This is a genomic window from Ramlibacter sp. (genome assembly GCF_028291745.1).
In the GTDB taxonomy this organism is placed as follows: Bacteria; Pseudomonadota; Gammaproteobacteria; order Burkholderiales; family Burkholderiaceae_C; genus Ramlibacter.
Genome location: NZ_JAQGNQ010000102.1, coordinates 1 through 25,288, shown reverse-complemented (window position 1 = coordinate 25,288; position 25,288 = coordinate 1). Strand labels below are relative to the sequence as shown.

Annotated in this window: 29 protein-coding genes and 3 tRNA genes; 10 read left to right on the top strand and 22 right to left on the bottom strand. The window is 68.4% G+C overall.

Features of this window, described 5'->3' with window-relative positions:
* The 4 genes from JWP60_RS19200 to JWP60_RS19185 all read right to left on the bottom strand — a co-directional run.
* A partial coding sequence (locus JWP60_RS19200) for a GTP-binding protein (RefSeq protein ID WP_299794967.1) occupies window positions 1-512 on the bottom strand: 512 nt, incomplete at its 3' end.
* Window positions 513-587: 75 nt separating this feature from the next.
* Window positions 588-662 (bottom strand) — tRNA-Thr (locus JWP60_RS19195).
* 33 nt (window positions 663-695) lie between these two features.
* A tRNA-Gly gene (locus tag JWP60_RS19190) sits at window positions 696-769 on the bottom strand.
* Window positions 770-908: 139 nt separating this feature from the next.
* Window positions 909-994: transfer RNA gene (locus JWP60_RS19185), tRNA-Tyr, on the bottom strand.
* A gap of 164 nt (window positions 995-1,158) precedes the next feature.
* Here JWP60_RS19185 and JWP60_RS19180 point away from each other — a divergent pair.
* Window positions 1,159-2,289, top strand: a complete 1,131-nt coding sequence (locus tag JWP60_RS19180) for a patatin-like phospholipase family protein (protein ID WP_299794965.1) — start codon at window positions 1,159-1,161, stop codon at window positions 2,287-2,289.
* Window positions 2,290-2,297: 8 nt separating this feature from the next.
* Here JWP60_RS19180 and JWP60_RS19175 read toward each other — a convergent pair whose 3' ends face one another.
* The 11 genes from JWP60_RS19175 to JWP60_RS19125 form a co-directional block, all read right to left on the bottom strand.
* Entirely contained in the window at window positions 2,298-2,984 is a 687-nt protein-coding gene (locus JWP60_RS19175; RefSeq protein ID WP_299794971.1) for a uracil-DNA glycosylase, read from the bottom strand.
* A 71-nt stretch (window positions 2,985-3,055) separates the two neighbouring features.
* Complete coding sequence (gene trpC, locus JWP60_RS19170) at window positions 3,056-3,847, bottom strand: indole-3-glycerol phosphate synthase TrpC (RefSeq protein WP_299794963.1); 792 nt, start codon at window positions 3,845-3,847, stop codon at window positions 3,056-3,058.
* A gap of 1 nt (window position 3,848) precedes the next feature.
* Entirely contained in the window at window positions 3,849-4,880 is a 1,032-nt protein-coding gene (gene trpD, locus JWP60_RS19165) for an anthranilate phosphoribosyltransferase (protein ID WP_299794961.1), read from the bottom strand.
* Window positions 4,881-4,898: 18 nt separating this feature from the next.
* Window positions 4,899-5,558 (bottom strand): LysE family translocator, encoded by a 660-nt coding sequence (locus JWP60_RS19160; RefSeq protein WP_299794959.1) that lies wholly within the window; start codon window positions 5,556-5,558, stop codon window positions 4,899-4,901.
* 11 nt (window positions 5,559-5,569) lie between these two features.
* Window positions 5,570-6,613: a low-specificity L-threonine aldolase gene (ltaE, locus tag JWP60_RS19155; RefSeq protein ID WP_299794957.1), complete on the bottom strand. Its 1,044-nt coding sequence runs from the start codon at window positions 6,611-6,613 to the stop codon at window positions 5,570-5,572.
* Window positions 6,610-7,182 (bottom strand): aminodeoxychorismate/anthranilate synthase component II, encoded by a 573-nt coding sequence (locus tag JWP60_RS19150; protein WP_299794955.1) that lies wholly within the window; start codon window positions 7,180-7,182, stop codon window positions 6,610-6,612. Before JWP60_RS19150 ends, ltaE begins: the two co-directional genes overlap by 4 nt.
* Window positions 7,183-7,264: 82 nt before the next feature.
* Window positions 7,265-7,705 (bottom strand): GxxExxY protein, encoded by a 441-nt coding sequence (locus JWP60_RS19145; protein ID WP_299794953.1) that lies wholly within the window; start codon window positions 7,703-7,705, stop codon window positions 7,265-7,267.
* Window positions 7,702-9,222, bottom strand: a complete 1,521-nt coding sequence (gene trpE, locus JWP60_RS19140) for an anthranilate synthase component I (RefSeq protein ID WP_299794951.1) — start codon at window positions 9,220-9,222, stop codon at window positions 7,702-7,704. Before trpE ends, JWP60_RS19145 begins: the two co-directional genes overlap by 4 nt.
* A 241-nt stretch (window positions 9,223-9,463) precedes the next feature.
* Complete coding sequence (gph, locus tag JWP60_RS19135) at window positions 9,464-10,144, bottom strand: phosphoglycolate phosphatase (protein ID WP_299794949.1); 681 nt, start codon at window positions 10,142-10,144, stop codon at window positions 9,464-9,466.
* 125 nt (window positions 10,145-10,269) lie between these two features.
* Window positions 10,270-10,515, bottom strand: coding sequence for a hypothetical protein (locus JWP60_RS19130; protein ID WP_299794946.1), 246 nt, complete (start codon window positions 10,513-10,515; stop codon window positions 10,270-10,272).
* 139 nt (window positions 10,516-10,654) lie between these two features.
* On the bottom strand, window positions 10,655-12,811 hold the full coding sequence (locus tag JWP60_RS19125; RefSeq protein ID WP_299794944.1) for a catalase: 2,157 nt from the start codon (window positions 12,809-12,811) through the stop codon (window positions 10,655-10,657).
* A gap of 415 nt (window positions 12,812-13,226) precedes the next feature.
* Here JWP60_RS19125 and JWP60_RS19120 point away from each other — a divergent pair, with 415 nt between their 5' ends.
* Window positions 13,227-13,544 carry a hypothetical protein gene (locus tag JWP60_RS19120; RefSeq protein WP_299794942.1) on the top strand — a complete coding sequence of 106 codons (318 nt, stop codon included), beginning with the start codon at window positions 13,227-13,229 and terminating at the stop codon, window positions 13,542-13,544.
* 3 nt (window positions 13,545-13,547) lie between these two features.
* Here JWP60_RS19120 and rpe read toward each other — a convergent pair whose 3' ends face one another.
* A complete protein-coding gene (gene rpe, locus JWP60_RS19115; protein ID WP_299794940.1) occupies window positions 13,548-14,234 on the bottom strand; it encodes a ribulose-phosphate 3-epimerase in 687 nt (228 codons plus the stop codon).
* Window positions 14,235-14,285: 51 nt separating this feature from the next.
* Between rpe and apaG the strand changes: the two genes are divergently transcribed.
* Genes apaG through JWP60_RS19075 form a run of 8 tightly spaced genes read left to right on the top strand, consistent with a single transcriptional unit; the run spans window position 14,286 to window position 20,519 of the window.
* On the top strand, window positions 14,286-14,666 hold the full coding sequence (gene apaG, locus JWP60_RS19110) for a Co2+/Mg2+ efflux protein ApaG (RefSeq protein WP_299794938.1): 381 nt from the start codon (window positions 14,286-14,288) through the stop codon (window positions 14,664-14,666).
* A 21-nt stretch (window positions 14,667-14,687) separates the two neighbouring features.
* Window positions 14,688-15,944: a cation:proton antiporter gene (locus tag JWP60_RS19105; RefSeq protein ID WP_299794936.1), complete on the top strand. Its 1,257-nt coding sequence runs from the start codon at window positions 14,688-14,690 to the stop codon at window positions 15,942-15,944.
* The gene (locus JWP60_RS19100) at window positions 15,937-17,103 is read left to right on the top strand and encodes a YbdK family carboxylate-amine ligase (RefSeq protein ID WP_299794934.1); all 1,167 of its coding nucleotides are present in this window, start codon (window positions 15,937-15,939) and stop codon (window positions 17,101-17,103) included. The genes JWP60_RS19105 and JWP60_RS19100 overlap by 8 nt, the downstream gene beginning before the upstream one ends.
* Before the next feature lie 10 nt (window positions 17,104-17,113).
* Window positions 17,114-18,079 carry a thiamine-phosphate kinase gene (gene thiL, locus JWP60_RS19095; RefSeq protein ID WP_299794932.1) on the top strand — a complete coding sequence of 322 codons (966 nt, stop codon included), beginning with the start codon at window positions 17,114-17,116 and terminating at the stop codon, window positions 18,077-18,079.
* Window positions 18,076-18,552: a thermonuclease family protein gene (locus JWP60_RS19090; RefSeq protein WP_299794930.1), complete on the top strand. Its 477-nt coding sequence runs from the start codon at window positions 18,076-18,078 to the stop codon at window positions 18,550-18,552. The genes thiL and JWP60_RS19090 overlap by 4 nt, the downstream gene beginning before the upstream one ends.
* Before the next feature lie 28 nt (window positions 18,553-18,580).
* Window positions 18,581-19,120, top strand: a complete 540-nt coding sequence (locus JWP60_RS19085) for a phosphatidylglycerophosphatase A (protein WP_299794928.1) — start codon at window positions 18,581-18,583, stop codon at window positions 19,118-19,120.
* Window positions 19,108-19,617: a CinA family protein gene (locus JWP60_RS19080; protein WP_299794926.1), complete on the top strand. Its 510-nt coding sequence runs from the start codon at window positions 19,108-19,110 to the stop codon at window positions 19,615-19,617. Before JWP60_RS19085 ends, JWP60_RS19080 begins: the two co-directional genes overlap by 13 nt.
* 8 nt (window positions 19,618-19,625) lie before the next feature.
* Window positions 19,626-20,519: an alpha/beta hydrolase gene (locus JWP60_RS19075; RefSeq protein WP_299794924.1), complete on the top strand. Its 894-nt coding sequence runs from the start codon at window positions 19,626-19,628 to the stop codon at window positions 20,517-20,519.
* On the opposite strand, the gene JWP60_RS19070 is transcribed toward JWP60_RS19075, so the two are convergent.
* From JWP60_RS19070 to lptB, 6 genes are all read right to left on the bottom strand, one after another.
* Window positions 20,461-20,739, bottom strand: a complete 279-nt coding sequence (locus JWP60_RS19070; protein ID WP_299794922.1) for a hypothetical protein — start codon at window positions 20,737-20,739, stop codon at window positions 20,461-20,463. The genes JWP60_RS19075 and JWP60_RS19070 overlap by 59 nt on opposite strands.
* 105 nt (window positions 20,740-20,844) lie before the next feature.
* Window positions 20,845-21,072, bottom strand: coding sequence for a hypothetical protein (locus tag JWP60_RS19065; protein WP_299794921.1), 228 nt, complete (start codon window positions 21,070-21,072; stop codon window positions 20,845-20,847).
* Between the two features lie 102 nt (window positions 21,073-21,174).
* Window positions 21,175-21,579 (bottom strand): putative toxin-antitoxin system toxin component, PIN family, encoded by a 405-nt coding sequence (locus JWP60_RS19060; RefSeq protein ID WP_299794919.1) that lies wholly within the window; start codon window positions 21,577-21,579, stop codon window positions 21,175-21,177.
* Window positions 21,563-22,813, bottom strand: coding sequence for a THUMP domain-containing protein (locus tag JWP60_RS19055; protein ID WP_299794918.1), 1,251 nt, complete (start codon window positions 22,811-22,813; stop codon window positions 21,563-21,565). The genes JWP60_RS19060 and JWP60_RS19055 overlap by 17 nt, the downstream gene beginning before the upstream one ends.
* Window positions 22,813-24,381, bottom strand: a complete 1,569-nt coding sequence (locus JWP60_RS19050) for an RNA polymerase factor sigma-54 (RefSeq protein ID WP_299794916.1) — start codon at window positions 24,379-24,381, stop codon at window positions 22,813-22,815. Before JWP60_RS19050 ends, JWP60_RS19055 begins: the two co-directional genes overlap by 1 nt.
* Window positions 24,382-24,400: 19 nt before the next feature.
* Entirely contained in the window at window positions 24,401-25,186 is a 786-nt protein-coding gene (gene lptB, locus JWP60_RS19045) for an LPS export ABC transporter ATP-binding protein (RefSeq protein ID WP_299794969.1), read from the bottom strand.
* Window positions 25,187-25,288: the final 102 nt, after the last annotated feature.

Here is a 25,288-nt window from a genome sequence, read left to right as displayed (position 1 = left end):
ATGATCGGAATGTCGTCGCCGGGGAAGTCGTACTTGGAGAGAAGTTCGCGAACTTCCATCTCGACCAGTTCGAGCAGTTCCGGATCGTCGACCATGTCGCACTTGTTGAGGAACACGACCAGCGCGGGCACGCCGACCTGGCGGGCGAGCAGGATGTGCTCGCGGGTCTGCGGCATCGGGCCATCGGCGGCTGACACGACGAGAATGGCGCCGTCCATCTGCGCGGCGCCGGTAATCATGTTCTTCACGTAGTCGGCGTGGCCGGGGCAGTCGACGTGCGCGTAGTGGCGGTTCTCGGTCTCGTACTCGACGTGCGCGGTCGAGATGGTGATGCCGCGGGCCTTTTCTTCCGGCGCCTTGTCGATCTGGTCGTAGGCGGTGAACGTCGCGCCGCCGGACTCAGCGAGCACCTTGGTGATCGCGGCGGTCAGCGAGGTCTTGCCGTGATCGACGTGACCGATGGTGCCGACGTTGACGTGCGGCTTGGTCCGCTCAAACTTGCCTTTTGCCATTTTTTTCGACTCCGAAAAAAGTAACGTTCACTATCCAGACACCGGCTGCGCGAATGGCGCAAAGCCGGTGGATCTTGGTGCCCTTGGCGGGAATCGGACCCGCGACCTCTCCCTTACCAAGGGAGTGCTCTACCACTGAGCCACAAGGGCGAAATCTTTTCGCAGATGCCGGGCCGGCGATGCTGGAGCGGGAAGCGGGAATCGAACCCGCGTCATTAGCTTGGAAGGCTAAGGTTCTACCATTGAACTACTCCCGCGTCGGGATCGGCGCGAGGCTGTCGGCCTCTCCGATCCAGGCGCTGGCAGGTCATCCATCGCCTACTCATCGCTACCAACTCATCACGACCCCATCTTCTTTTTCTTCGCAACCCAGGCTTGTCGAACGAACGAAAAAACTGGTGGAGGAGGCTGGATTCGAACCAGCGTAGGCGTAAGCCAACAGATTTACAGTCTGCCCCCTTTAGCCACTCGGGCACCCCTCCGCGAGGAACCGCAGACTATAGCACGATTCCCGCACACCGAGCGGCCTGCGACTGACACCGGAGTCGGAAAGCACGCCCTTCCGCCGAGCTTCATGACCCTGAAACGAGGCTGACATGCGAGCGACTTTCACGCCAGCGCGCCAGGATGTTGCTACGGTGGGGCCATGCGCATGCTCAATCTCGCCCTGCAGGGCGGCGGCTCCCACGGAGCATTTACCTGGGGCGTGCTCGACGCGCTCCTGCAAGACGAACGCCTCGGCGTCGAAGGCATCAGCGGCACCAGCGCCGGTGCCCTCAATGCGGTGGCCCTGGCCAGCGGCTGGGCCACTGCGCAAGCGCAGGGCCAGGACCCGCGCGAAGGCGCGCGCGAGAAGCTGGCGGCGGTCTGGCACCGCGTGAGCGGACTCGGCAGCCTGGGTACGCTGCAGCAGCAGTTCATGCGGATGCTGTGGGGCGGCCTGCCGCCGGAGATGTCGCCCGCCACCATGATGGGCAACGCCTGGCGCGGCATGGTCTCGCCCTACCAGAGCAATCCGCTGGACATCAACCCACTGCGCGACCTGCTGGAACAGGAGATCGACTTCCGTGCCATCGCCAACCATGCCGAGTTGAAGGTGTTCGTGACGGCCACCCACGTCACCAGCGGCAAGGCGGTGGTGTTCACCGGCCGGCAGCTCGATGCGCGCGCGGTGCTGGCCTCGGCCTGCCTGCCCACGCTGTTCCAGGCGGTGGAGATCGACGGCCAGCAGTATTGGGACGGCGGCTATTCCGCCAACCCCGCGCTGTCGCCCCTGGTCCGCGGCTGCCGCACCAGCGACGTGCTGCTCGTGCAGATCAACCCGGTCTCGCGCGCGCATGCGCCGCGCACCTCGGCCGAGATCCTGGACCGCGTCAACGAGCTGAGCTTCAATGCCAGCCTGCTGACGCAGATGCGCGCGATCGACTTCGTCAACCGCCTGCTGGCCGAGGGCGCGCTCTCGCACGCCGGGTGCAAGAGCGTGTACATGCACCGCGTGGCGGGCGGCGCCGCGCTGGAGGCCTTCCCGAGCTCGAGCCGCGGCTCGGCCGACGGCGCAATGATCAACCGCTTGTTCGAAGCCGGCCGCGATGCGGCACACGCGTGGCTGGCGGTGCACTTCGAAGCGATCGGCCGCCATGGCACGGTGGACATCCGCCGTGACTATCTCGACGACACGCTGCTCGAATTGCCGCATCCGGCATCGGCCGCACCCCGCTCGGTGGGGCGGGGCTTTCGGCCGTGGCTGGCGCGTTTGCTGCGCCAGTCCACGCACTAGAACAGGCCCTAGAACACGCCCTGGATGTCGCGCTGCGCAAGCCACTCGCGCGCTGCGACAAAGCAGCCGCTGCCGAGGAAGGGCACGGGCGGCCGGCTCGCCGACAGGGGCGAAGGGTGGTTGGTCTGCAGCAGCAGGACCTCGCGGCCGTATTGCGCGGCGTGCGCCCGGATCAGTTCGGCCTTGGCCTGGGCATGCGCGCCCCACAAGAGGTAGACGCAGGGCGAGGCGGTGGCGGCCACCAGTGCCAGCAGGCGATCGGTCAGAGCCTCCCAGCCCTTGCGGGCATGGCTTGCGGGCTGGCCGTCTTCCACCGTGAGGCAGGCATTGAGCAGCAGCACGCCCGAGCGCGACCATTCGACCAGCGAGCCCGATTGCGGTGTCGTGCCCAGTTCCTTGAAGATGTTGCGCAGCGAAGGCGGATGCTTCACGCCCTCGGCCACGGAGAACGCGAGCCCCTCGGCCTGACCCGGCCCGTGGTACGGGTCCTGCCCCAGCACCACCGCGTGCACGCTGGCCAGCGGCGTCAGCTGCAAGGCGCGCAGCGGATGCGGCGGGTAGATCGCCGCGCCCGCTGCAATGCGCTCGCGTAGGAAGTCCGCCAGCCGCTGGCCCTCGCTGCTGGCCAGGAATTCATCGACGGTCGCCCGCCAGCCCTCGGCCAGCGGCCACTGCTCGGGCGTCCAGGCGAGCAGGCGTTGCGGCTGCGTGCCCGGCTCCAGCTCGGCCCAGGGCAGCTCCGACTGCGGCTTGCCGGGTGCCACGCTCAAGGGCCGAACAGCGCGGCCAGCGCCGCGCCCGGATCTTCCGCCCGCATGAAGGCCTCGCCCACGAGGAAGGCATGCACGCCGGCGGCGCGCATGCGCTGCACGTCCTCGCGCTGCAGGATGCCGGACTCCGTCACCAGCAGGCGGTCCGCCGGCACCTCGGCCAGCATGCCCAAGGTGGTGTCGAGATTTACCTCGAAGGTGCGCAGGTTGCGATTGTTGACGCCCACCAGCCGCGTCTGCAGCCGCAAGGCGCGCTGCAGTTCCGGGGCATCGTGCACTTCCACCAGCACCGCCATGTCCATCCCGCGGGCGATGCCCTCGAGCTCGGCCATCTGCAGGTCCGAGAGGCATGCCGCGATCAGCAGGATGCAGTCCGCGCCCATCGCGCGCGCCTCGTACACCTGGTACGGGTCGACCATGAAGTCCTTCCGCAGCACCGGCAAATCGCACGACGCCCGCGCCTGCTTCAGGTAATCGGAGCTGCCCTGGAAGAAGCGCTGGTCGGTAAGCACCGAGAGGCAGGCAGCGCCGTGTTCGGCATAGCTTTGCGCGATGTCGGCGGGAATGAAGTCCTCGCGCAGCACGCCCTTGCTCGGACTGGCCTTCTTCACCTCGGCGATCACCGCCGGCCGGCCCGCGGCAATCTGCGCGCGCAGGGCGCCCTCGAAGTCGCGGGTGAGCACGCGGCTGAACGCATCTTCGCGCACCGCCTCGAGGGATTTCTTCTTCTTCGCGGCCGCGATTTCCTCGTGCTTGACCGCGACGATCTGATTCAGGATGTCGCTCATTTCAACCTGCCAACTGATTGGAAGCCTGCACCAGCTGGTCGAGCTTGGCGCGTGCCGCGCCGCTCTCCAGCGCCTGTCGCGCCTTCGCGATGCCTTCGCGGATATCGGTCGCGACATTGGCCGCATAGAGCGCGGCCCCGGCATTGAGCACCACGATGTCACGGGCCGCACCGGGCTGGTTGTCCAGCACCTGCCGCATGACGGCCAGCGACTCCTGCGGCGTGGCGACCTTGAAGGCGCGATTGCTGGCCATGGGCATGCCGAAGTCCTCGGGATGCACCTCGTACTCGGTGATCTGCCCGTTCTTCAGTTCGCCCACCAGGGTGGCGGCGCCCAGGCTCACTTCGTCCATGCCGTCGCGGCCATACACGACCAGCGCGTGCTCGGCACCGAGCCGCTGCAGCGCCCGCACCTGGATGCCCACGAGGTCCGGGTGGAACACGCCCATCAGGATGTTGGGTGCGCTGGCCGGATTGGTCAGCGGCCCCAGGATGTTGAAGATGGTGCGCACGCCCATTTCCTTGCGCACCGGCGCGACGTTCTTCATCGCCGGATGATGGTTGGGCGCGAACATGAAGCCGATGCCGGTCTGCGCGATGCATTGCGCGATGGCCTCGGGCGAGAGCTTGAGGCTGACGCCCAGGGCCTCCATCACGTCGGCGCTGCCGCTCTTGCTGGAGACGCTGCGGCCACCATGCTTGCTGACCTTGGCGCCTGCCGCGGCGGCCACGAACATCGAGCAGGTGGAGATGTTGAAGGTGTGCGAGCCGTCGCCGCCGGTGCCCACGATGTCGACCAGGTGCGTGCGATCCGCCACGTGCACCTTGGTGGAGAACTCGCGCATCACCTGCGCGGCGGCGGTGATCTCGCCGATGGTCTCCTTCTTGACGCGCAGGCCGGTGACGATGGCGGCCGTCATCACGGGCGAGAGCTCGCCGCTCATGATCAGCCGCATGATCTTGAGCATCTCGTCGTGGAAGATCTCGCGGTGCTCGATGGTCCGCTGCAGCGCTTCCTGGGGGGTGATGGACATGCCAGCTCCTGGGGTCGTTTATCGGGTGGGATTGTCGGACAGCGCGAGGCGCAGGCCGAAAGCCACGAACATCGCGCCGGCGGCGCGCTCCAGCCAGTGCATGCCGCGCCGCACCGCGCCCCGTCGCGCCATCCACGCGGCGGCCAGCGCCCAGCCGCTGTTGACGGCCACGCTGTTGATGTTGAACAGCGTGCCCAGGGCGACGAAGGCCAGGGCCTTGTGCGGCGCCTGCGGTGCGATGAACTGCGGCACGAAGGCGAGGAAGAAGATCGCCACCTTGGGATTGAGCACGTTGGTGAGGAAGCCGCCGCAAAAGACCTGCCACAGCCCGCGCGGCTGGTCTTTGCAGGACCGCGCGGCGCCATCGGCCGCAGCCCAGCGGATCGTGCTTGCGCGCGCAACGATCAGCCGCACTCCCACCCAGAGCAGGTACCCAGCCCCCGCCCACTTCAACACCGCGAACGCAGTCGCCGAAGCGGCGAGCAATGCCCCCACCCCTACGGCCGCCGCGAACACATGGACGAAGCATCCCGCGGTGATCCCGAGACCCGCGACCACACCGGCCCGCGCGCCCGCACGCAAGGCCTGGCTGACGATGTAGAGCACGTCGGGACCCGGCGTCAGATTCAGCAGCAGCCCCGCCGCGGCAAACAGCAGAAGGTGCTGGGCGTCCGGCATCGCGGCGGACCTCAGGCGGCGAAGAAGGAACCGATCGCCGCGATCGCCCGGTCGACACCCTCGGCATCGACGTCGAGATGCGTCGCGAACCGCAGGCGATACAGGCCGGTGGCCAGCACCCCGTGCTGCGCCAGGTGCGGCAGCAGGCCGGCCGAGCGCTCGCGCGCCGGCCCGGTCAGGTCGACGAACAGGATGTTGGTGTCCGGCGCCTCGACCTGCACGCCCTCGATGCCGGCCAGCCCCTCGGCCAGCCGGCGTGCCAGGGCGTGGTCCTGCGCGAGCCGCTCGACGTGATGCTCGAGCGCGTAGCTCGCACCGGCGGCCAGCACACCCGACTGCCGCATGCCGCCGCCGGCCATCTTGCGGATGCGGCGGGCGCGCGCGATGAAGTCGCGGTTGCCGCACAAGGTGGAGCCGACCGGCGCGCCCAACCCCTTGCTGAAGCAGACCGAGACGCTGTCGAACAGGCTGGCGATGCGGCGCGCTTCACTGCGGACATCGCTGCCCTGCACCGCCGCTTGCGCCACGGCGGCATTGAACAGGCGGGCGCCATCGAGATGCGTGGCCAGGCCCTTGGCGCGGGCCAGTGCCGTCGCCTGCTGCAGATACGCCAGCGGCAGGACCTTGCCACCGAGCGTGTTCTCCAGCGCCAGCAGGCGCGTGCGGGCGAAGTGGGGATCGTCGGGCTTGATGGCCGCCTCGATATCGGCCAGGGCCAGGGTGCCGTCGGCCTGGTGGTTCAGCGGCTGCGGTTGCACGCTGCCGAAGACCGCCGCGCCGCCGCCTTCCCAGCGGTAGCAGTGCTGCATCTGGCCGACGATGTATTCATCGCCGCGCTGGCAATGCGACAGCACGCCGCACAGGTTGCTTTGCGTGCCGGTCGGCACGAACAGGGCGGCCTCGAACCCGAGCAGCGCTGCGATCTGTTCCTGCAGCGCGTTGACGCTCGGGTCGTCGCCGAAGACGTCGTCGCCCACGGGTGCCGCGGCCATCGCGGCGCGCATGCCGGGGGTGGGCTGGGTGACGGTATCGCTGCGCAGGTCGACGGTCTTCACGGGGCTTGCTCCAGGAAATTCTTCAGCAGCGCGTGGCCATGCTCGGTGAGGATGGACTCGGGATGGAACTGCACGCCCTCGATCGCCAGCGTCTTGTGGCGCACGCCCATGATCTCGCCGTCCGGGGTCCAGGCAGTGACCTTGAGCTCGCTGGGGCAGTGGTCCTTCTCGATCGCCAGCGAGTGGTAGCGATTGACGGTGAAGTGCTCCGGCAGGTTGGCGAACACGCCTTCGCGGGTGGTCGTGATCTCGCTGGTCTTGCCGTGCATCAACTGCTGCGCGCGGACGATCTTCCCGCCGAACGCGGCGCCGATGGCCTGGTGCCCGAGGCACACGCCCAGGATCGGCAGCTTGCCGGCGAACTGGCGGATCGCCTCGACGGAGATGCCTGCTTCGGCGGGCGAGCAGGGGCCGGGGGAGATCACGAGCCGATCGGGCTTGCGCTGGGCGATGCCGTCGATGGTGATTTCATCATTGCGAAACACCTCCACCTCGGCGCCGAGCTCGCCGAAGTACTGCACCAGGTTGAAGGTGAAGCTGTCGTAGTTGTCGACCATCAGGAGTTTCATTTCGGGCACTCCAAAAGCAAACAACCGGACGCAGAAGACGCAGAAGTTGCGCAGAAGGCGCAAAACAAGACCCTGCAAGGTTTCATAGCTTGTTCACCACCCGGTGGATGGCCTTCACAACGGGAAAGACGTTGAAGTTGAGGAGAAGTCCCAGCTTCAGTTCAGCGAGTCGCAGATACGAGAGCAGTTGCGCGCGGTGGATCTCGGCCAAGGCATCCACCACCTTCAGCTCCACGATCACCGCGTGCTCCACGATGAAGTCGGCACGATAGGCGAGTCCCACTTCCCGGCCCTTGTAGCGTCCGGTGATGGGGACCTCACGCTCGAATGCAATTCCGCGCTCGGTCAGTTCGATCGCAAGTGCCGCGGAATACGCGCTTTCCAGCAATCCGACGCCAAGGATCCTTTGTACCTCCACCGCCGCGCCGATAATCGCGTGGGAGCAGTCATTTTCAACGGGCTGTTCCTTTTGCGTCTTCTGCGCAACCTCTGCGTCTTCTGCGTCCGGACGTTGGGTTTTCATTCCAACCCCTCCTCGACAAGCTCACTTGCACGCAACAGAGCCCGCGCCTTCGCTTCCGTCTCCCTCCACTCCAGTTCCGGCACCGAATCGGCCACCACCCCTGCCGCCGCCTGCACATACAGCGTCTGGTCCTTGATGATGCCGGTGCGGATCGCGATGGCGACGTCCATGTCGCCGGCGTAACTCAGGTAGCCGCAGGCGCCGCCATAGATGCCGCGCTTGTTCGGCTCGAGGCGGTCGATCAGTTCCATCGCGTGCACCTTCGGCGCGCCGCTCAAGGTGCCCGCGGGGAAGGTCGCCTTCAGGACATCCATGTTGCTCATGCCGTCCTTCAGGATCCCCTCGACGTTGCTCACGATGTGCATCACGTGGCTGTAGCGCTCCACCACGAAGGCTTCGGTCACCTTCACGGTGCCGGTCTTGGCGATGCGGCCGATGTCGTTGCGGGCCAGGTCGATCAGCATCACGTGCTCGGCGCGCTCCTTCGCGTCGCCGAGCAGTTCCTGCTCCACGGCCTGGTCCACCTCCGGCGTCGCGCCGCGGGGACGGGTGCCGGCCAGCGGGCGGATGATGATCTTCTCGCCTTCGTCGGTGTGCTCGTGCCGCACCAGGATCTCGGGCGAGGCACCGACCACGTGGAAGTCGCTGCCGGTCGCGGACGCCCCCGTGAAGTTGTAGAAATACATGTAGGGGCTGGGATTGAGCGAACGCAGCGCGCGGTACAGCGACAGCGGCGACTCCGTGTAGCGCTTCTTGATCCGCTGCCCGACCTGCACCTGCATGAAGTCGCCGGCGGCAATCAACTCCTTCGCCTGCGCCACCGCTTTGAGGTAATCGGCCTTGGCGAATTCGCGCTCCGCGGGGAAGGTCTCGGTCTGCCGCACCACCGGCGCGCTGACCGAGTACTTCAACTGCTCCTTCAGTTCGCGCAGCCGCTTCTTGCCGTCGGCATACGCCTCCGCCTTGCCGGGGTCGACATACACGATCAGGTACAGCTTGCCCGAGAGGTTGTCGATGACCGCCAGTTCCTCGCATTGCAGCAGCAGGATGTCGGGGCAACCGAGCGTGTCCACCGGGCAGCTGTGCTCCAGCTTCTTCTCGATGTAGCGCACCGTGTCGTAGCCGAAGTAGCCGGCCAGGCCGCCGCAAAAACGCGGCAGGCCCGGGCGCAGGGCGACCTTGAAGCGCTGCTGGTAGGCGTGGATGAAGTCCAGCGGATTGCCCGCTGCAGACTCGACCACCTGGCCGTCGGTGACGATCTCGGTCTTCGCCTCGGCGCCAAAGCCGGCGGCGCGCAGGAAGGTGCGTGCCGGCAGGCCGATGAAGCTGTAGCGGCCGAAGCGCTCGCCACCCACCACGGACTCCAGCAGGAAGCTGAGCTTCCCGCCGCCCTTGGCATGGGCCAGCTTCAAGTACAGCGACAGCGGGGTCTCGAGATCGGCGAATGCCTCCGCGATCAGGGGAATGCGGTTGTAGCCCTGCAACGCAAGGCTCTTGAATTCGAGTTCGGTGATCAAGAGTGAGCCTCCACAAGCTCGGCGGCCAGATTGCTGGCCGCGGGATCAGACACTGCCTCGGGACCGAGGCGCGGGGCACGGGGCGGCCCCGTGCGTTTCAGGTGCGCACTTGGACAGGCTTGCGCCAGGGCCAGGCTCCCCGGTCGCTGCAACCTGTGATGATGGTGCGGTGGATGAACACGAAGCCAGTGTAGCAAAGGCTTTTCGCGGTTCATTGCCGTTTGCCCGGAGCATGTCCGTCTCAGGCACGCAGGATGGTGTCGATCTGCGCGAGCGAGTCGAGAAAGCCGTCGGCGTCCACGGAGCGCACCGGCTCGCCGTGGTTGTAGCCGTAGGTCACCAGCACGACCGGGCAGCCGGCCGCCCGCGCCGCAGCCGCATCGTTGCGCGAGTCGCCCACCATCAAGGTGGCGGCCGGGGCCGTGCCCAGCGCCTCGCAGGTCTTGCGCAAGGGCAGCGGATCGGGCTTCTTGCGCTCGAAGGCATCACCGCCGAACACGAGTTCGAAAAACGGCGCGAGCCCCTTGGCCACCAGCAGCTCGCGGGCGAATTCGCCTGGCTTGTTGGTCAGGCAGGCGAGGCGCAAGCCGCGCGCACGCAGCGCCTGCAAGCCCTCGGCGGCGCCCTGGTACACGGTGGACCAGCGGCCGTTGATGGCCCGGTAGGCATGCTCGTAATGATCCAGGGCGCGCGGATAGAGCTCAGCCGGGGCGCCGACGTGCGCCAGCGTCTTGCGCAGCAGATGTTCGGTGCCTTGGCCAATGAAGCCGGCGACGGTCTCGCTGGCGATCGGCGGCTGACTGAGGTCGCGCAGCATCTGGTTGAGCGCGGCACTGAAATCGCCGAGGGTGTCGACCAGCGTGCCGTCGAGGTCGACGATGGCGGCGGCGAAGGGGCGGGAGAGCGGGTGCGGGGAGTTCACGGGCGAAGCATAGAGGAGCGCGCCCACGCGTCGGCCGTTCGGTGCAGCCGCCTCAACCGGCTCTTGGTCGGCGATGAAAGCAGAAAGCCAGGGACTCGCCCTGGCTGCGTCGGGGGACGGCCGCCTCAGCGGCTGTGGCGGCTGCTGCTGCCTTCGAAGTTGCTGCTTTCGCGGTCGGGCTGCACACGCAGCCAGTCCAGGCGCGGCGTCTTCGTGGCTCGCTCGGCGGGGGAGCGTCCTTGCGGCGCCGTCTCCATGCCAGCGGGACGGACATAGCCAACGACTTCGCGCTGGCGCTCGGGATCCATGGACGCGAAGCCGCGGCCCAAGGTCTGGATCGATGCGTTGCTACCCTTGGGGCTGGATGCCATGCCAAATCTCCTGTACGTCGACAAGCCGCCGGATCTGACGGCCACGACGCCATTGAGCCGTCATGAAGGCGCCGACGGAGTCGGCGCATCCGACATCCGTGCGTAGGCAATATCCTACAAAAAGACGGGCTGCAGGCGCTCAGGCGGGGACCTGGTTGATCAACGCTCGGCTCCAGTGCCGGTGTTTCTGGATGGCGGCAATGAAGTCCTGCGCCATCTGCAGCCGGGCCGTTGGCTCGTTGGTGCCGATCACCACCCCGGCCGCCGGGGGCGTGTCCTCGCCCACCACGCCGACCTTGCGCAGGATCTCCACCGACTCGCCGATCAGGCACATCGGCTTGCAGTGCTTGTACGCCTCCAGCACGAAGTGCACGGCGTCACCGTCCTTCATCAGGGCCTGCGCGCTCGCCGCGCCGCCCGGCACCAGAACCGCGTCGAACATCACGGACGGCATGGTCTGGAAGGTGTGGTCGATGGCCACCTGCTGGCCGGACGACGAGGCAATGAAGCCGAGTTGCGAGGCGACGATCTTCGTCGTGGCGCCGGCGTCCAGCAGCGCCTGCTGGACCACCTTGTACGCGCCGAGCTCGACGCCGGGCGCCATCACGATCGCCACCCGGCGGGTCTGGATCGTGGCGCCCGCGGGCTCCATGCTCAGCGAGGGTGCCGCCTCGATGGGCGGCTTGCCCTTGGGCTCGCGAAACCCGGCCTGGCCGGCGGCGGAGCGCGCATCCGGCGGCCCGATGCCCAGCGGCTCGGCGACCTTGCGCGCCAGTCGCGCGTCGACGTGCGCCAAGTTGTCGACGATTCGCTGGCGGACCGCCGGCGTCTCCACCCGGGACAGCTCGTACTGGAAGGCCGAGAGGATGTGTTCCTTCTCGCCCGTGCTCTGGCTGTTCCAGAACAGCGTGGCTTGCCCGAAGTGGTCGTCGAAGGTGGGGCTGCGGCGGCGGATCTTGGGTGACTCCACCGACTCCTCGAAGGTCTGGAAGCCCTGCTCGCCACCGTCGAGGCGGAACTCGGATCCGCTCGCCAGCGTGTTGGGCTCGTAGGAAACCCGGCCGCGCGCAATCGCCGTGCGCTGGCGGCCATCGCGCTGGAAGTTGTGGACCGGGCTGACGCCGCGATTGATCGGCAGCTCGTGGGAGTTCGGGCCGCCCAGGCGGGACAGCTGGCTGTCGGTGTACGCGAACAAGCGGCCCTGCAGCAGCGGGTCGTTGCTGAAGTCGATGCCGGGCACCACGTGCCCGGGGTGGAAGGCAACCTGCTCGGTCTCGGCAAAGAAGTTGTCGGGGTTGCGGTTCAGCACGAGCCGGCCCACCGGCAGGATGGGCACCAGTTCTTCCGGCACCAGCTTGGTGGCATCGAGCAGGTCGATGCCCAGCTTCTGCGCGCGCTCCTCGTCGAAGACCTGCAGGCCGAGCTCCCATTCGGGGAAGTCGTTGCGCTCGATCGCCTCCCACAGGTCGCGCCGCAGGAAGTCCGGGTCCTTGCCGGCGATCTTCTGCGCCTCGTCCCAGGCCAGCGCGTGCCGCCCCAGCTTGGGCCGCCAGTGGAACTTGACGAAGTGCGATGCGCCGCGCGCGTTGACCACGCGAAAGGTGTGGACGCCGAAGCCTTCCATCATCCGATAGCTGCGCGGCAGGGCCCGATCCGACATCAGCCACATCAGCATGTGCGAGCTCTCGGGCATCAGCGACACGAAATCCCAGAAGGTGTCGTGCGCGCTCGAAGCTTGCGGCATGCCGTGATGCGGCTCGGGCCGCATGGCATGCACCAGGTCCGGCAGCTTCATCGCGTCCTGGATGAAGAACACCGGCATGTTGCTGCCCACGAGGTCGTAGTTGCCTTCCCGCGTGTAGAACTTGACCGAGAAGCCGCGCACGTCGCGCACGGTGTCGGCGGCGCCCTGGGAGCCGATCATGCTGGAGAAGCGCACGAACACCGGGGTGCGGCTGCCGACTTCCTGCAGGAAGTCGGCCTTCGTGTACTCCACGAGCGGCCGGGTCACTTCGAAGTAGCCGTGCGCGCCGGCGCCGCGCGCGAACACCACGCGCTCGGGAATGCGCTCGTGGTCGAAATGCGTGAGCTTCTCGCGCAGGATGAAGTCCTGCAGCAGCGCCGGCCCGCGCAGGCCGGCCTTGAGGCTGTTGTGGTTGTCGGGCAGCACCACGCCTTGGTTGGTGGTGAGCAGGTTCTCCGGTCCCTGCGTGAAGGCTTCCAGCTGCTTCTGGCGACTGGCGACCGCGTCGCCTGCCTTCGCCTTGCGCGAGCCCTCCGTGCGGGAAGAGGCCATGGGGATATCACTCCTGTTGTTCGTGGCCGAACGGGAAAAGGCGCCGTCATCGGCGCCGGAGCTGCCGCTGCGGTTCAGCCCAGATCGAGCACGGTATCGAGCAGGCGTGCCAGCATGGCGACCGCCAGCCCGCCGACAGCGAAGGCGCTTGCCAGAAGCAGCCACACGGGCCCTGCAGGTGCGATCTCCATCCGCTCTTCTCCTCGAAATACTTGTAGGTCCCGCATTGGAACAAGCCTCAGCCAGAAGGGCCGTAGCCCTTCAGCGGGCCGGTTTGTGGGGCGAAGCCGCCTCGACCGGTAGGAACCGGCCGACAGCCTGAAGGGATTCCGGCTGGCGGCCGGAGCGAGCGCGCCGGTGTCCTACCGCCCTGGCGCGCACGCGCGCGCACGATGGCGGCAACAGGAGAGAACGCATGAGCGAAAGCCGCAGATTGGCCGAAAAGCGCGAGCCCGGCGCCCCAGCGAAGCGGGGCGACACCGTGGTGGCGCAGGGAGAAACCCAGTCGCCCAAGGCGCGCGAACCGCGCGAGCGCGACGAGTCCGCCGACAGCCAGGCCGCCGACAGTCCCAGCATGGGCCGGGTCGGCGCGATTGCGCATGACGACGTGGTCGCGGGCCGGCAGGACACCACCAAGGGCCAGGAACTGGACGCGACCTACCACGGCGTGCAGCAGACCAGCGACCCCGCACCGGTCGACCCGCGCAACCAGAACCAGCGACGTCCGCGCTAGCGGCTAGCCCGCGAGCTGTTCGCGCATCGCCGCAATCACCGCGCGGTAGTCCGGCTTGCCGAAGATCGCGCTGCCGGCCACGAAGGTGTCCGCGCCCGCCGCGGCAACACGCGCGATGTTGTCGGTCTTGATGCCGCCGTCGACTTCGAGCCGGATGTCGCGGCCGCCCGCATCGATGCGCTTGCGGGCCTGTTCGATCTTGCGCAGCGCGGATTCGATGAAGCCCTGGCCGCCGAAGCCGGGGTTGACGCTCATGATCAGCACGAGATCGATGTCGTCGATCACCCAGTCCAGCACGTCCAGCGATGCGGCGGGATTGAACACCACGCCCGCCTTGCAGCCGGCGGCCTTGATCGCCTGCACGCTGCGGTGCACATGCGTCGACGCATCGGGGTGGAAGCTGATGTAGTCGGCGCCGGCCTCGGCAAAAGCCTGGGCCAGCGCGTCGACCGGCTGCACCATCAGGTGCACGTCGATCGGCACGGCCGTGCCGTCGGCGCGTTGCGCGTGCGGCTTGAGCGCCGAACAGATCATCGGCCCGAAGGTGAGGTTGGGCACGTAGTGGTTGTCCATCACGTCGAAGTGGATCCAGTCGGCGCCGGCCGCGATCACGGCGCGGACCTCGTCGCCCAGGCGGGCAAAGTCCGCCGACAGGATGGAAGGGGCGATGCGATGGCTGCGCGTGGTCATCCCCCCATTGTCGCAAACGCCCCCGGGGGGCTTGGTTTAGGATGCGGCCCCATGGCCCGTCATGCGTTCGAAGTGCAAGTCCTGCCGCAGTTCCTGCCGGAGCAATCCGCGCCCGAACAGGGCATCTGGAGCTTCGCGTACACGATCACCATCACCAATGCGGGTGAGATTCCGGCGCAATTGATCTCGCGCCACTGGATCATCACCAACGAACTCGGCGAACTCGAGGAGGTCAAGGGCCTGGGCGTCGTCGGCCACCAGCCGCTGCTCAAGCCGGGCGAGTCCTTCGAATACACCAGCGGCTGCCGCCTGCGCACCGCCAGCGGCAGCATGAAGGGCAGCTACTTCTGCGTGGCGGAGGACGGCGAGCGTTTCGAGGTGGACGTCCCGGAATTCGTGCTGGACGACGGCAGGCGCCGCGTGCTGCATTGAGGGCGACCCCGGCCCGCTGCCATGGATGAAGTGATGGCGATCTGGGCCGAATGGCTCAGGCCTTCCGCGGGCCTGCCGACCGTGCAATGGTCGCTGCTGCTGGCACTGGCAGCGGCGGCCGGCCACCTGCTGCAACGCTACAGCGGCCTGCCCAAGGTGGTCGGCTATTCGCTGGTGGGCACGCTGGCCGGCCTGGCCGGGTTTTCCGGCGCGGCCTGGCCGCTGCAGGGCGTCGCTCTGTTCCTGCTGGAGCTCGCCGTCTCGGCGGTGCTGTTCGAGTCGGGCGGCCGCATCGCACTGCGCTGGTTCCGCCACAACCCGATGGTGCTGCTGCAAAGCGTGCTCGAGTCGGCGCTGACCGCGTTCGCCGTGTACTACGTGCTGCGCTGGCTCGATGTGCGCACGACGGTCGCCGAGGGCGTCGCGATGATCGCCATGGCTGCCTCGCCGTCGGTGCTGAGCCGCGTCGTGCTGGACACGCGCGCCGCCGGGCCGGTGACGGAGCGGGCGCTGGTGCTGTCCACCCTCAGCGCCTTCTATGCGCTGACGCTGGTGAGCGCGCGTGCCGGCACCCTGCAGCGCGAAGACACGCACGTGCTGGCCACGCTGTTTCCCGTCGCCGTCGTGCTGGGCGTGTCCTTCATCGTGGGCGCCCTGCTGGCCCTGGCCTTGCGCTCGGCCCTGCGCTTCATGAGCCCCACCAGCGAGAACACGGCGATGCTGCTGATCGCGCTGATCGCCGCCGGCACCGCGCTGGCCGCGCATTTCGGCGGCTCGGCGCCATTGGCCGCGCTGATCGGCGGGATGATGCTCAAGCAGCTGCATCCGCGGCCCTGGGCCTGGACCCGCCAGCTTGGGTCCGCGTACTCGCTGTTGACGATGCTGATGTTCGTGCTGGTCTCGGTGGTGGCCGCCAAGGCGGACTGGAATCCCTCGGTGGCGGGGCTGGTCGCGGCACTCGTGATTACGCGCGGCCTCGCCAAGATGGTCGGCGTGTCGCTCGCCAACTGGGGCAGCGGCACGAGCTGGCGCCAGGCCCTGTGGACCGGCTGCGCGATGTCGCCGATGTCCGCGGTGGCCCTGCTGCTGGTCTCGCAGTTCGTCAGCTCCTCGCTCTCACTCGGGCCGCGCATCGCCAGCATCACGCTGCCGGCGATCCTGATGATGGAGATCCTGGGCGCGATCATCGCCACCTTCGCGATCTACCGCGCCGGCGAAAGCCTCAAGCGCTGGGAACCGCGCGGTGCTGCCGCGACACCGGGGAACCTGGATGAATGACCGCGCCGAGCCGGCCATTGCGGTGCCGCCCACCCTCGAACCCTTCCAGCATTCGGCGCCGCTGTCGCTGGGGGTCGAGCTCGAGCTGCAACTGGTCAACACGCACGACTACGACCTGGCGCCCTACTCCGACGAGATGCTGCGCCTGATGGCGAAGATCCCGCTGCCGGGCGCCGTGGTGCCGGAGATGACCTCCAGCATGATCGAGGTCTCCACCGGCGTCTGCCACTCCTGCAACGAAGTGCTGGGCCAGCTCACGCAGATGCGCGACGCATTGGTGCGCTGCGCCGATCGCCTCAACATCGCCTGCGTCGGCGGCGGCACGCATCCCTTCCAGCAGTGGCACGAGCAGCGGATCTATGACCGCCCGCGCTTTCGCCAGCTCTCCGAGCTGTACGGCTACCTCTCGAAGCAGTTCACCATCTTCGGCCAGCATGTGCACGTAGGCTGCCCGGATGCCGACAGCGCGCTGCTGATGCTGCATCGCATGTCGCGCTACATCCCGCATTTCATCGCGCTGTCGGCCAGCTCGCCGTATGTGCAGGGGCAGGACACGCAGTTCGATTCGGCGCGGCTGAATTCGGTGTTCGCCTTCCCGATGTCGGGGCGCGCGCCTTACACCTTGCGCTGGGACGAGTTCGCGAAGTTCTTTGCCAAGAGCACGCGCACCGGCGTGATCAAGAGCATGAAGGACTTCTACTGGGACATCCGGCCCAAGCCCGAATACGGGACGATCGAGATCCGGGTGTTCGACACGCCGCTGACCGTGGAGCGCGCGGCCGCGCTCGCGGGCTTCGTGCAATCGCTGGCGAGCTGGTTCCTGAACGAGCAGCCGTTCGTGCCGCAGGAGGACGACTACATGGTCTACACGTACAACCGTTTCCAGGCCTGCCGCTTCGGCCTCGAGGCGGTGTACGTGGAGCCGGAGACCGGCGGCCACCTGCCCTTGCGCGAACACATCCTGCAGACGCTCAAGCAGGTGGAGCCGCACGCGCAGGCGCTGGGTGCATCGGCGGCCATCGAGCTGCTGCGCGATTGCGCCGACCGCGGCGCCAACGACGCGCGCTGGCTGCGCGAGACGCATGCGCGCGAGCGGCTGCTGGCCGAGGTGGTGCGACAAGGCGCCGAGCGCTTTCGCGCGCCGCCAGCTCGGGGGTAAGCTCCCCGCCATGGGGGAATTCGATCTCATCGCGCGCTACTTCACGCGCCCGGCGCACCGCAGTCCGCTGGGGGTGGGTGACGACTGCGCGCTGCTGCAGCCCGCGCCCGGCATGCAGCTGGCGGTCTCCACCGACCTGCTGGTGGAAGGCCGTCACTTCCTCTCCACCGTCGACCCCGTTGCATTGGGGCACAAGTCGCTCGCGGTCAACCTGAGCGACCTGGCCGCCTGCGGCGCGCGGCCGCTGGCCTTCACGCTCTCGCTGGCGCTGCCCAGCATCGACGAGCGCTGGCTCGCCGGCTTCTCGCAGGGCCTGTTCGCTCTCGCCGAGGCGCACGCGTGCGAACTCGTGGGCGGCGACACCACACGCGGGCCGCTCACCATCGGCATCACGGTGTTCGGCGAAGTGCCGGCCGGCCAGGCGCTGCTGCGCTCGGGCGCAGGTTCCGGCGATGAGCTGTGGGTGAGCGGCACGCTGGGCGATGCGCGGCTGGCACTCGAAGCTTTTCGCGGCACGGTGTCGCTGCCGCAGGCCGTGTTCGAAGCGGCGCGCGCGCGGATGGACACCCCCCAGCCCCGAGTCGCCTTGGGAACCGCGCTGCGCGGCATCGCGACGGCGGCGATCGACCTCAGCGATGGCTTGCTCGGCGATCTCGGGCACGTGCTGCAGCGCTCCGGCGTCGGCGCCACGGTGGAGGCGAGCTGTGCGCCGCGCCTGCTTGCCGCAGTGCGCAGCGGCCTGGTGCTGCCGCCCGAGCGCATCGAGGAGCTCGTGTTTGCCGGCGGTGACGATTACGAGCTCGCCTTCACGGCCCCGGCGCAACAGCGCGATGCGGTGCTGGCGGCTGGCCGCGCGACCGACACGCCGCTCACACGCATAGGCCGCATCGAGGCGCAGCCTGGCCTGCGGCTGGTGGATGACGAGGGCCGGCCGCTGGCGCGCAGCTTCGCGGGCTTCGACCACTTCTGCGCATGAGACGGCTGCTGCTCGCGCTCGTGCTGCTGGCCGCTTCGGCGGCGCAGGCGCGCAGCTTCAGCGGCACCGTCACCTCTGTCACCGATGGCGACACGCTCTGGGTACGGCCGGCGCGGGGGCACGACAACGTCGAGATCCGCCTGCTGAATCTCGATGCGCCCGAGCGCTGCCAGGCCTTCGGGCCGCAGGCGAAGGAAGCCGTGCGCGCTCGCCTGCTGCATCAGACCGTCCAGGTGCGCACGCGCGGCAGCGACGTTTACGGCCGCCAGCTCGGGCACCTGGAACATCGTGGCGAGGACGTCGGCGCCTGGCTGGTGCGCAACGGCTATGCGTGGTCCTCGAGCTTCCACCGCCGCGCCGGGCCGTATGCGCCCCTCGAGGAACAGGCCCGGCGCGAACGGGCCGGCCTCTGGGCGCGGGCCGACGCACTGGAGCCGCGCAGTTTTCGCAAGCGCTTCGGCCGCTGTCCCTGAGGCGGCCGGCCGGCTACCATCCGGCGTGATGGAATCCGGCACCTTCGTCCCCGAGCCCCTGCCTGCAAGGCGGCCGACCGCCGCCTTCATGCTGGCGCATCCGGCGCACCTCATTGCACTGGGCTTCGGCTCCGGACTGGCGCCGTTCGCCCCCGGCACCTGTGGCACGCTGTGGGCGTGGCTCACCTTCCTGGTACTGCAGCACTGGCTGGCGCCGGCGCACCTCGCCATCGTCATCGGCCTGTCCCTGCCGGTGGGCTGGTGGGCCTGCACGGTCACGGCGCGCCACCTGCGCATTGCCGATCCGGGCGCGATCGTCTGGGACGAGGTCGCCTGTTTCTGGCTCGTGCTCTGGCTGCTGTTGCCGGCGGGCTGGGTGGCGCAGGGGGTCGCCTTCGCGCTGTTCCGCGTCTTCGATGCCGCCAAGCCCGGCCCGGTGGGCTGGGCCGACCGGGCCTTCAAGGGCCTGGGCTGGCGCGGCGGCTTCGGCATCATGGTGGACGACCTGGTGGCGGCCTTCTGCACGCTGCTGGTGCTGGCCTGGTGGAGGCACTGGTGGACGCCCTGAGCCCCGACACCGGGGAACTGGTGGGGAATCTGGCCCAGGCGCTGCTGGCGCGCGGTTGGCAGCTGGCCACCGCCGAGAGCTGCACCGGCGGCATGATCGCCGCTGCCTGCACCGACCTGAGCGGCTCGAGCAGCTGGTTCGAGCGCGGCTTCGTCACGTACAGCAACGCGGCGAAGAGCGAGATGCTGGGCGTGAACGCGGCGCTGATTGCGCAGCATGGCGCGGTGAGCGAAGTGGTCGCGCGCGCAATGGCCTTCGGCGCGGTGCGGCATTCGCAGGCGCAGGTGAGCGTCGCGGTGACCGGCGTCGCCGGGCCCACCGGCGGCAGCGCCGAGAAGCCGGTCGGCACTGTCTGGTTCGGCTTCCAGGTGGACGGCCAGCTCACCAGCGAAGCGCGCCGCTTCGAGGGCGATCGCGCGGCCATCCGCACCGCCACCGTGCGCCACGCACTGCAGCGGCTGCCTCAACTGCTGGCGTCCGGTGATTCACCGGACTAGGAGCGACCATGGACTGGTTCGAGGGTTTCGAAGCTGGCTACCACCGACTGCCCGGTGGCCTGATGCACGCACGCGTCGGCGGCCGCGCCGACCGCCCTGCCCTCATGCTGCTGCACGGCTTTCCGCAATCGCACGTGATGTGGCACCGGGTGGCGCAGCGCCTGCGCGAGGATTTCTTCCTGGTGCTGCCGGACCTGCGCGGCTACGGCGACTCGATGAAGCCGCCCGGCTATGCCGAGCATGGCAACTACAGCAAGCGGGCGATGGCGCAGGACATGGTGGACCTGATGCACGAGCTCGACCGGCAGGAGTTCTTCCTCTGCGGGCACGACCGCGGCGGCCGCGTGGCGCACCGGCTTGCGCTCGACCACCCGCGCGCCGTGCGCCGGCTGGCGCTGATCGACATCGCGCCCACGCTCGACATGTATGCGGCGACCGACTTCGCCTTTGCCAGCGCCTACTACCACTGGTTCCACCTGATCCAGCCGGCGCCACTGCCGGAAAAGATGATCGGTGGCGACGCACCGTTCTACCTCTACACCAAACTGGGAGGCTGGGGCTCGGGCGGGCTGGATCACCTCGAACCAGAGGCGCTCGCGGACTACGAGCGCTGCTTCTGCCGCGCCGAAGCGATCCACGCCGCGTGCGAAGACTATCGGGCCAGTGCCGGCATCGATCTGGAGCACGACCGCGAAAGCCGTGCACGGCAACAGCGCATAGGCTGCGACACGCTGGTGCTGTGGGGGGAGCGCGGGATGATAGGCCGCAAGTTCGATGCGATCGGCCTGTGGCAGGCGCAGTGCGCGGCCACGGTCAGCGGGCGGGCGCTGCCCGCCGGGCACTTCATTCCTGAGGAGTTGCCCGCACAGACGGCCGATGCCCTGCGCGCTTTCTTCGGTTGACCAGGCGCGGCAGCAGGAAGCTGCGCCGCAGGCCGTCGGCCGCGGAGGCCGCGGTGGACTTCATGTCGTGGCCGAGGATGGCGAGCTCCTCGTCGAGTTCGTCGATGCGCTCGCTCCAGCGGCCGGTCTGCATCTGGTCCATGGCGAGCACCATCCGCAGCGCGAGGAGGTTGCGCACCAGGCGTTCGTTGCGGTCTTCGGGAAGGTAGGTGTCGTTCACGGCTTGGTTCTCTTGACGGGGTTTAAGCATTACACGTGCCAGCAAGCGACCGTGTCGGAGCAGAACCTTGTAGAGAGCGCCATGCACCTATCCTGGGCGTAGTACTCAGGCGCGGGCCAGGGCCAGCCGTCCGCTACCGCGGCATTGGAGGCAAGAGAGGTACCGCAGGCCGGGCGAAGGCTCGAGCGCCGGCTCGTAGCGGAACCAGCCGCCGGAGCCCACGCACTCGTCGCATTGCTGCTGTTGCTGCTGCTGCTGCTGTGAGGCAGCCACCGCGGCGACGACGGCCTGGGCAGTCAGTTCGGAAGGTTGGGTGACAGTGGTATCGGACATGGGACCTGCTTGAATGTTGGGTGGCGAGACAGTACTGCGGGGCCAGCCGCGGCAAGTCAGCGCCGGGTTCCGGCGCGCGTAGGAAACAGGCGCTACCGAGAGTTACTGCCAGGCCGGGCTGGCCCGCACCTGCAGCTGGGCCAGGCGCTTCTTCATGCGCAGGACTTCGAAGTCCTTGCTCAGCAAGACACAGCGATGGGCGACGGCAAGGTCGATGAATTTCTGGTCGTCGGGGTCGCCGCAGGTGACGGGCGCCTTGGCGGCGGGCTCGACCAGCGTGACGTGGCGATCGAAGTCGGCCAGCACCGCATCGGCGCTGCCGCGGTGCTGCGCCACCCGCACGGCGAGCTTCGGGTAGGCCAGCACGCGTGCGAGTTCCTCGCGCATGGGAAGGGTCGCCAGCCAGCGCAGCGTGCCGGCCACCAGCCCCTGCGACACCGGCTGCGCCTGCGGGTCGGCAAAGACCAGCAGGTCCAGCACGATGTTGGTGTCAAGAACCAGCTGCATCGCCGCCCGCCGGCCCGCTCTCGTCCTGCGGCCTGGCGGTGCGGGCCGAGCCCGCGACCATGTCGAAGCGCAGCAGGCGGCATTCGATCGGGCCGTTCCACATCGGCACGCGGCGCGATTCCTTCAGCCGCATGCGCGTAGGCAGCTTCGCGTCCGGCGACAGCACCCAGGCCGTCCAGCCGGCGTAGTGGCGCTTCCAGTGCGCGGCCAGCTGGGTGAAGAAATCGCCGTCCTGCTCCATCTGCGCGCGCTCGCGGCCGCCCCGGCCAGGGCCGGCGATGCCGCCGGCTTCGATGCGCTCGCCGTAGGGGGGATTGAGCAGCATCACGCCGGGTACATCGATCGGCGGCATGCGCTGCAGGGCATCGCCGCCGCGCAACTGCACCGCGTGTTCGACGCCGGCGCGCTGCGCATTGCGCTGCGCGAAATCGACCATGCGGAAGGCGACGTCGCTGCCGAAGATCGGTGCGGCCGGCGGCCGGCGGGCGGCCTGCGCCTCGGCCTTGATGGCCTGCCAGTCGGCCGCGGCATGCGGCCGCAGGCGCTCGAAGCCGAAGCGGCGCAGCGATCCCGGGGCGATGTTGCAGGCGACCTGCGCCGCCTCGATCAGGATGGTGCCGCTGCCGCAGCACGGGTCGTAGAGAGGCTGCGTGCCGTCCCAGCCGCTGGCGGCGATCATGGCCGCGGCCAGCGTTTCCTTCAGCGGCGCCTCGCCCTTGTCCTCGCGCCAGCCGCGCTTGAAGAGCGGCTCGCCGGAGGTGTCGATGTAGAGCGTGAGCGTGTCGGCCGCGAGGTGGCCGAAGATGCGCGCCACCGGTCGCTGCGTGTCGACGTCGGGGCGGGTACCGCCCCGGGTGCGGAAGCGATCGGCCACGGCATCCTTGATGCGCAGCGCCGCGAAGTTCAGGCTTTTCAGCGGGCTCTGGTGCGCCGTCAGTTCGATCTTGAAGCTGTCGCGCGTGGTGAACCACTCCTCCCAGGGCACGGCCGACGCAGCCTCGTAGAGGTCCTGCTCGGCGCGGTAGGGCGTGTGCGAGAGCTGCACCAGCACACGCTGCGCGAGGCGGCTGTGCAGATTGAGCTTCATCACCTCCGGCCAGGTCGCCTGCAGCTGGACGCCACCGCGGGCCGTGCGCAGGTCACGCACGCCGGCGCCGGCGATGCGGGCGACTTCGTCCGCCAGAAAAGCTTCCACCCCACCCGCGCAGGGCAGGAACAACGGGAGATCGCGCATCAGAGTTCCTTCCGCAGATTGGCCGCGGAGATGCGCAAGGCTTCGCGGTACTTGGCCACGGTGCGGCGCGCGCACTCGATCCCCTGCTCCTTGAGCATCTCGGAGATCTGGCTGTCCGACAACGGCTTCTTGTTGCTCTCGGCGGCGACGAATTGCTTGATCAGCGCCCGCACCGCCGTGCTCGAGGCATTGCCGCCGGTTTCGGTGCCCAGCGCCGAGCCGAAGAAGTACTTCAGCTCGAAGGTGCCGAAGGGCGTCGACATGTACTTGGCCGTGGTCACGCGCGAGATCGTCGACTCGTGCAGCCCCAGTTCGTCGGCGATCTCGCGCAGCACCAGCGGCCGCATGGCGAGTTCGCCGTGGATGAAGAAGTTGCGCTGCCGCTCGACGATCGCCGTCGACACGCGCAGGATCGTGTCGAAGCGCTGCTGGATGTTCTTGATGAACCAGCGCGCCTCCTGCAGCCGCTGCTGCAGCGCCTGGTGGCCTTCGCCGCGGTGCGCCTTGAGCGCGCCCGCGTACACGTCATGCACGCGCAGGCGCGGCATCACGTCGGGATTGAGCTGCACGCGGAAATTGGCGCGCGTGCCGCGCCCGACCTGCGTGACCAGCACGTCGGGGATGATGATGTTGCGTTCGACGTCGACGAAGCGGCGCCCCGGCTTGGGCTCCAGCCGCGTGATCATCGCGATCGCCAACTTCACCTGCGCCTCGGCTTCGCCGCACAAGAGCGCGAGGCGCTTGACGTCGCGCTTGGCGAGCAGGTCGATCGGGTGCTGGCAGATCTTGATCGCGGCGGCGCAGGCGTCGTCGTCCGGGTCGTCTTCATGCAGCGCCTTGAGCTGCAGCGTCAGGCACTCGGCCAGGCTGCGCGCGCCCACGCCCGGCGGATCCAGGCTCTGCAGCAGGTGCAGCGCCATCGTGAAACGGTGCACCAGTTCCTCTTGCTGCTCCAGGTCTTCGGGCTCCAGCGTCGCCGCGATCGCAGCGAGCGGCTCCTCGAGGTAGCCGTCGTCGTTGAGCGACTCGATCAGGTAGCGCAGCGCTCCCTGGTCCTCGCCCGAGAGGCGCAGCGACAGCGCCTGGCGGTGCAGCCAGGATTGCAGCGACTCGTGGCCGCGGGCCAGGTCGGTGGCATCGACTTCGCCGTCGTCGCCCTGCGTGCGCCTGGCCGCCGGTGCGTCGCCGCCCCATTCGCCGTCGTCGGGCACGGTTTCGGTGGTGCCGTCGCCCTCCCAGTTGGGCGTGCCGTCGTCGCCGTAGTCGGCGGCGGGTTCGGCTTCGCTCGTGCTGGTGCTGCTCGTTTCCGGCGGCGCGGAGGCGGCCGGAGCCGGGGCCTCGTAGCCGCCCTCCTCGTCATCGACAGCGGCGCGGGCGTCGCTGGTGGCGATGCCGAACTCCTCGGCGATGTCTTCCGCCTGCACGTCGAGGAAGGGGTTGTCGTCCAGCATCTGCTGGATTTCCTGGCTCAGTTCCAGCGTGGACAGCTGCAGCAGCCGGATCGACTGCTGCAGTTGGGGCGTCAGCGCGAGATGCTGCGAGACGCGGAGGGCGAGACCCTGCTTCATGGATTGGCTGGCCGCTCGCTCACATGCGGAAGTGCTCGCCGAGATACACCCGGCGCACATCGGCGTTGTTCACGATTTCGGCGGGCGTTCCCTGGGCCAGCACGCTGCCTTCGCTGATGATGTAGGCGTGGTCGCAGATGCCCAGCGTCTCCCGCACGTTATGGTCGGTGATCAACACCCCGATTCCCCTCGACTTCAGGAAACCGATGATCCGCTGGATCTCGATGACCGCAATCGGGTCGATCCCCGCGAACGGTTCGTCCAGAAGGATGAAACGTGGTTGCGTTGCCAACGCCCGCGCAATTTCCACACGCCTGCGCTCGCCGCCGGAGAGCGCGGGCGCCGGCGAATGGCGCAGGTGGTCGACCCGCAGGTCCTGCAGCAGCCCGGTGAGGCGGCGCTCGACCTCGGCGCGCGCCAGCGACTTGCCGTCGGCATCGCGCTGCAGTTCCAGCACCGCGCGCACGTTCTCTTCCACGTTGAGCTTGCGGAAGATCGAGGCTTCCTGCGGCAGGTACGAGAGACCGAGTCGCGAACGGCGATGGATCGGCATGTGTTCCACCGAGCGGCCGTCGATGGAGATCTCGCCGCCGTCGGCCCGCACCAGGCCGACGATCATGTAGAACGAAGTCGTCTTGCCGGCGCCGTTGGGACCCAGCAGGCCCACGACCTCGCCCTTGTCGACCGCCAGCGACACATCGCGTACCACCTTACGGCCGCCATACGACTTGCGCAGATGCCTTGCTTCCAGCCGGCTCGTCACGGCGAGCGAGGAATCCGTCGACACCGTCTCCACATCGCCCATCAGCGCGACTCCGGGCCGAGCGTCGTGGTGGAGCGCAGGCGCGCGGCCGATGCCGCCGACGCCGGTGCCGCCGCGGCCGGTACCGCCGCAGCCCGCGGCGCC

Excerpts from the sequence above, each read along its gene's own strand:
- JWP60_RS19125 (WP_299794944.1), bottom strand. The coding sequence starts at position 12,811 with ATGGCCTCTTCCCGCACGGAGGGCTCGCGCAAGGCGAAGGCAGGCGAC.
- trpC (WP_299794963.1), bottom strand. The coding sequence starts at position 3,847 with ATGAGCGACATCCTGAATCAGATCGTCGCGGTCAAGCACGAGGAAATC.
- JWP60_RS19075 (WP_299794924.1), top strand. The coding sequence starts at position 19,626 with ATGGACTGGTTCGAGGGTTTCGAAGCTGGCTACCACCGACTGCCCGGT.
- thiL (WP_299794932.1), top strand. The coding sequence starts at position 17,114 with ATGGGGGAATTCGATCTCATCGCGCGCTACTTCACGCGCCCGGCGCAC.
- JWP60_RS19090 (WP_299794930.1), top strand. The coding sequence starts at position 18,076 with ATGAGACGGCTGCTGCTCGCGCTCGTGCTGCTGGCCGCTTCGGCGGCG.
- trpD (WP_299794961.1), bottom strand. The coding sequence starts at position 4,880 with ATGTCCATCACCCCCCAGGAAGCGCTGCAGCGGACCATCGAGCACCGC.
- JWP60_RS19060 (WP_299794919.1), bottom strand. The coding sequence starts at position 21,579 with ATGCAGCTGGTTCTTGACACCAACATCGTGCTGGACCTGCTGGTCTTT.
- JWP60_RS19150 (WP_299794955.1), bottom strand. The coding sequence starts at position 7,182 with ATGAAACTCCTGATGGTCGACAACTACGACAGCTTCACCTTCAACCTG.
- JWP60_RS19130 (WP_299794946.1), bottom strand. The coding sequence starts at position 10,515 with ATGGCATCCAGCCCCAAGGGTAGCAACGCATCGATCCAGACCTTGGGC.
- JWP60_RS19055 (WP_299794918.1), bottom strand. The coding sequence starts at position 22,813 with ATGCGCGATCTCCCGTTGTTCCTGCCCTGCGCGGGTGGGGTGGAAGCT.
- JWP60_RS19065 (WP_299794921.1), bottom strand. The coding sequence starts at position 21,072 with ATGTCCGATACCACTGTCACCCAACCTTCCGAACTGACTGCCCAGGCC.
- JWP60_RS19180 (WP_299794965.1), top strand. The coding sequence starts at position 1,159 with ATGCGCATGCTCAATCTCGCCCTGCAGGGCGGCGGCTCCCACGGAGCA.
- apaG (WP_299794938.1), top strand. The coding sequence starts at position 14,286 with ATGGCCCGTCATGCGTTCGAAGTGCAAGTCCTGCCGCAGTTCCTGCCG.
- JWP60_RS19160 (WP_299794959.1), bottom strand. The coding sequence starts at position 5,558 with ATGCCGGACGCCCAGCACCTTCTGCTGTTTGCCGCGGCGGGGCTGCTG.
- JWP60_RS19050 (WP_299794916.1), bottom strand. The coding sequence starts at position 24,381 with ATGAAGCAGGGTCTCGCCCTCCGCGTCTCGCAGCATCTCGCGCTGACG.
- JWP60_RS19085 (WP_299794928.1), top strand. The coding sequence starts at position 18,581 with ATGGAATCCGGCACCTTCGTCCCCGAGCCCCTGCCTGCAAGGCGGCCG.
- lptB (WP_299794969.1), bottom strand. The coding sequence starts at position 25,186 with ATGGGCGATGTGGAGACGGTGTCGACGGATTCCTCGCTCGCCGTGACG.
- JWP60_RS19100 (WP_299794934.1), top strand. The coding sequence starts at position 15,937 with ATGAATGACCGCGCCGAGCCGGCCATTGCGGTGCCGCCCACCCTCGAA.
- rpe (WP_299794940.1), bottom strand. The coding sequence starts at position 14,234 with ATGACCACGCGCAGCCATCGCATCGCCCCTTCCATCCTGTCGGCGGAC.
- JWP60_RS19145 (WP_299794953.1), bottom strand. The coding sequence starts at position 7,705 with ATGAAAACCCAACGTCCGGACGCAGAAGACGCAGAGGTTGCGCAGAAG.
- JWP60_RS19105 (WP_299794936.1), top strand. The coding sequence starts at position 14,688 with ATGGATGAAGTGATGGCGATCTGGGCCGAATGGCTCAGGCCTTCCGCG.
- JWP60_RS19120 (WP_299794942.1), top strand. The coding sequence starts at position 13,227 with ATGAGCGAAAGCCGCAGATTGGCCGAAAAGCGCGAGCCCGGCGCCCCA.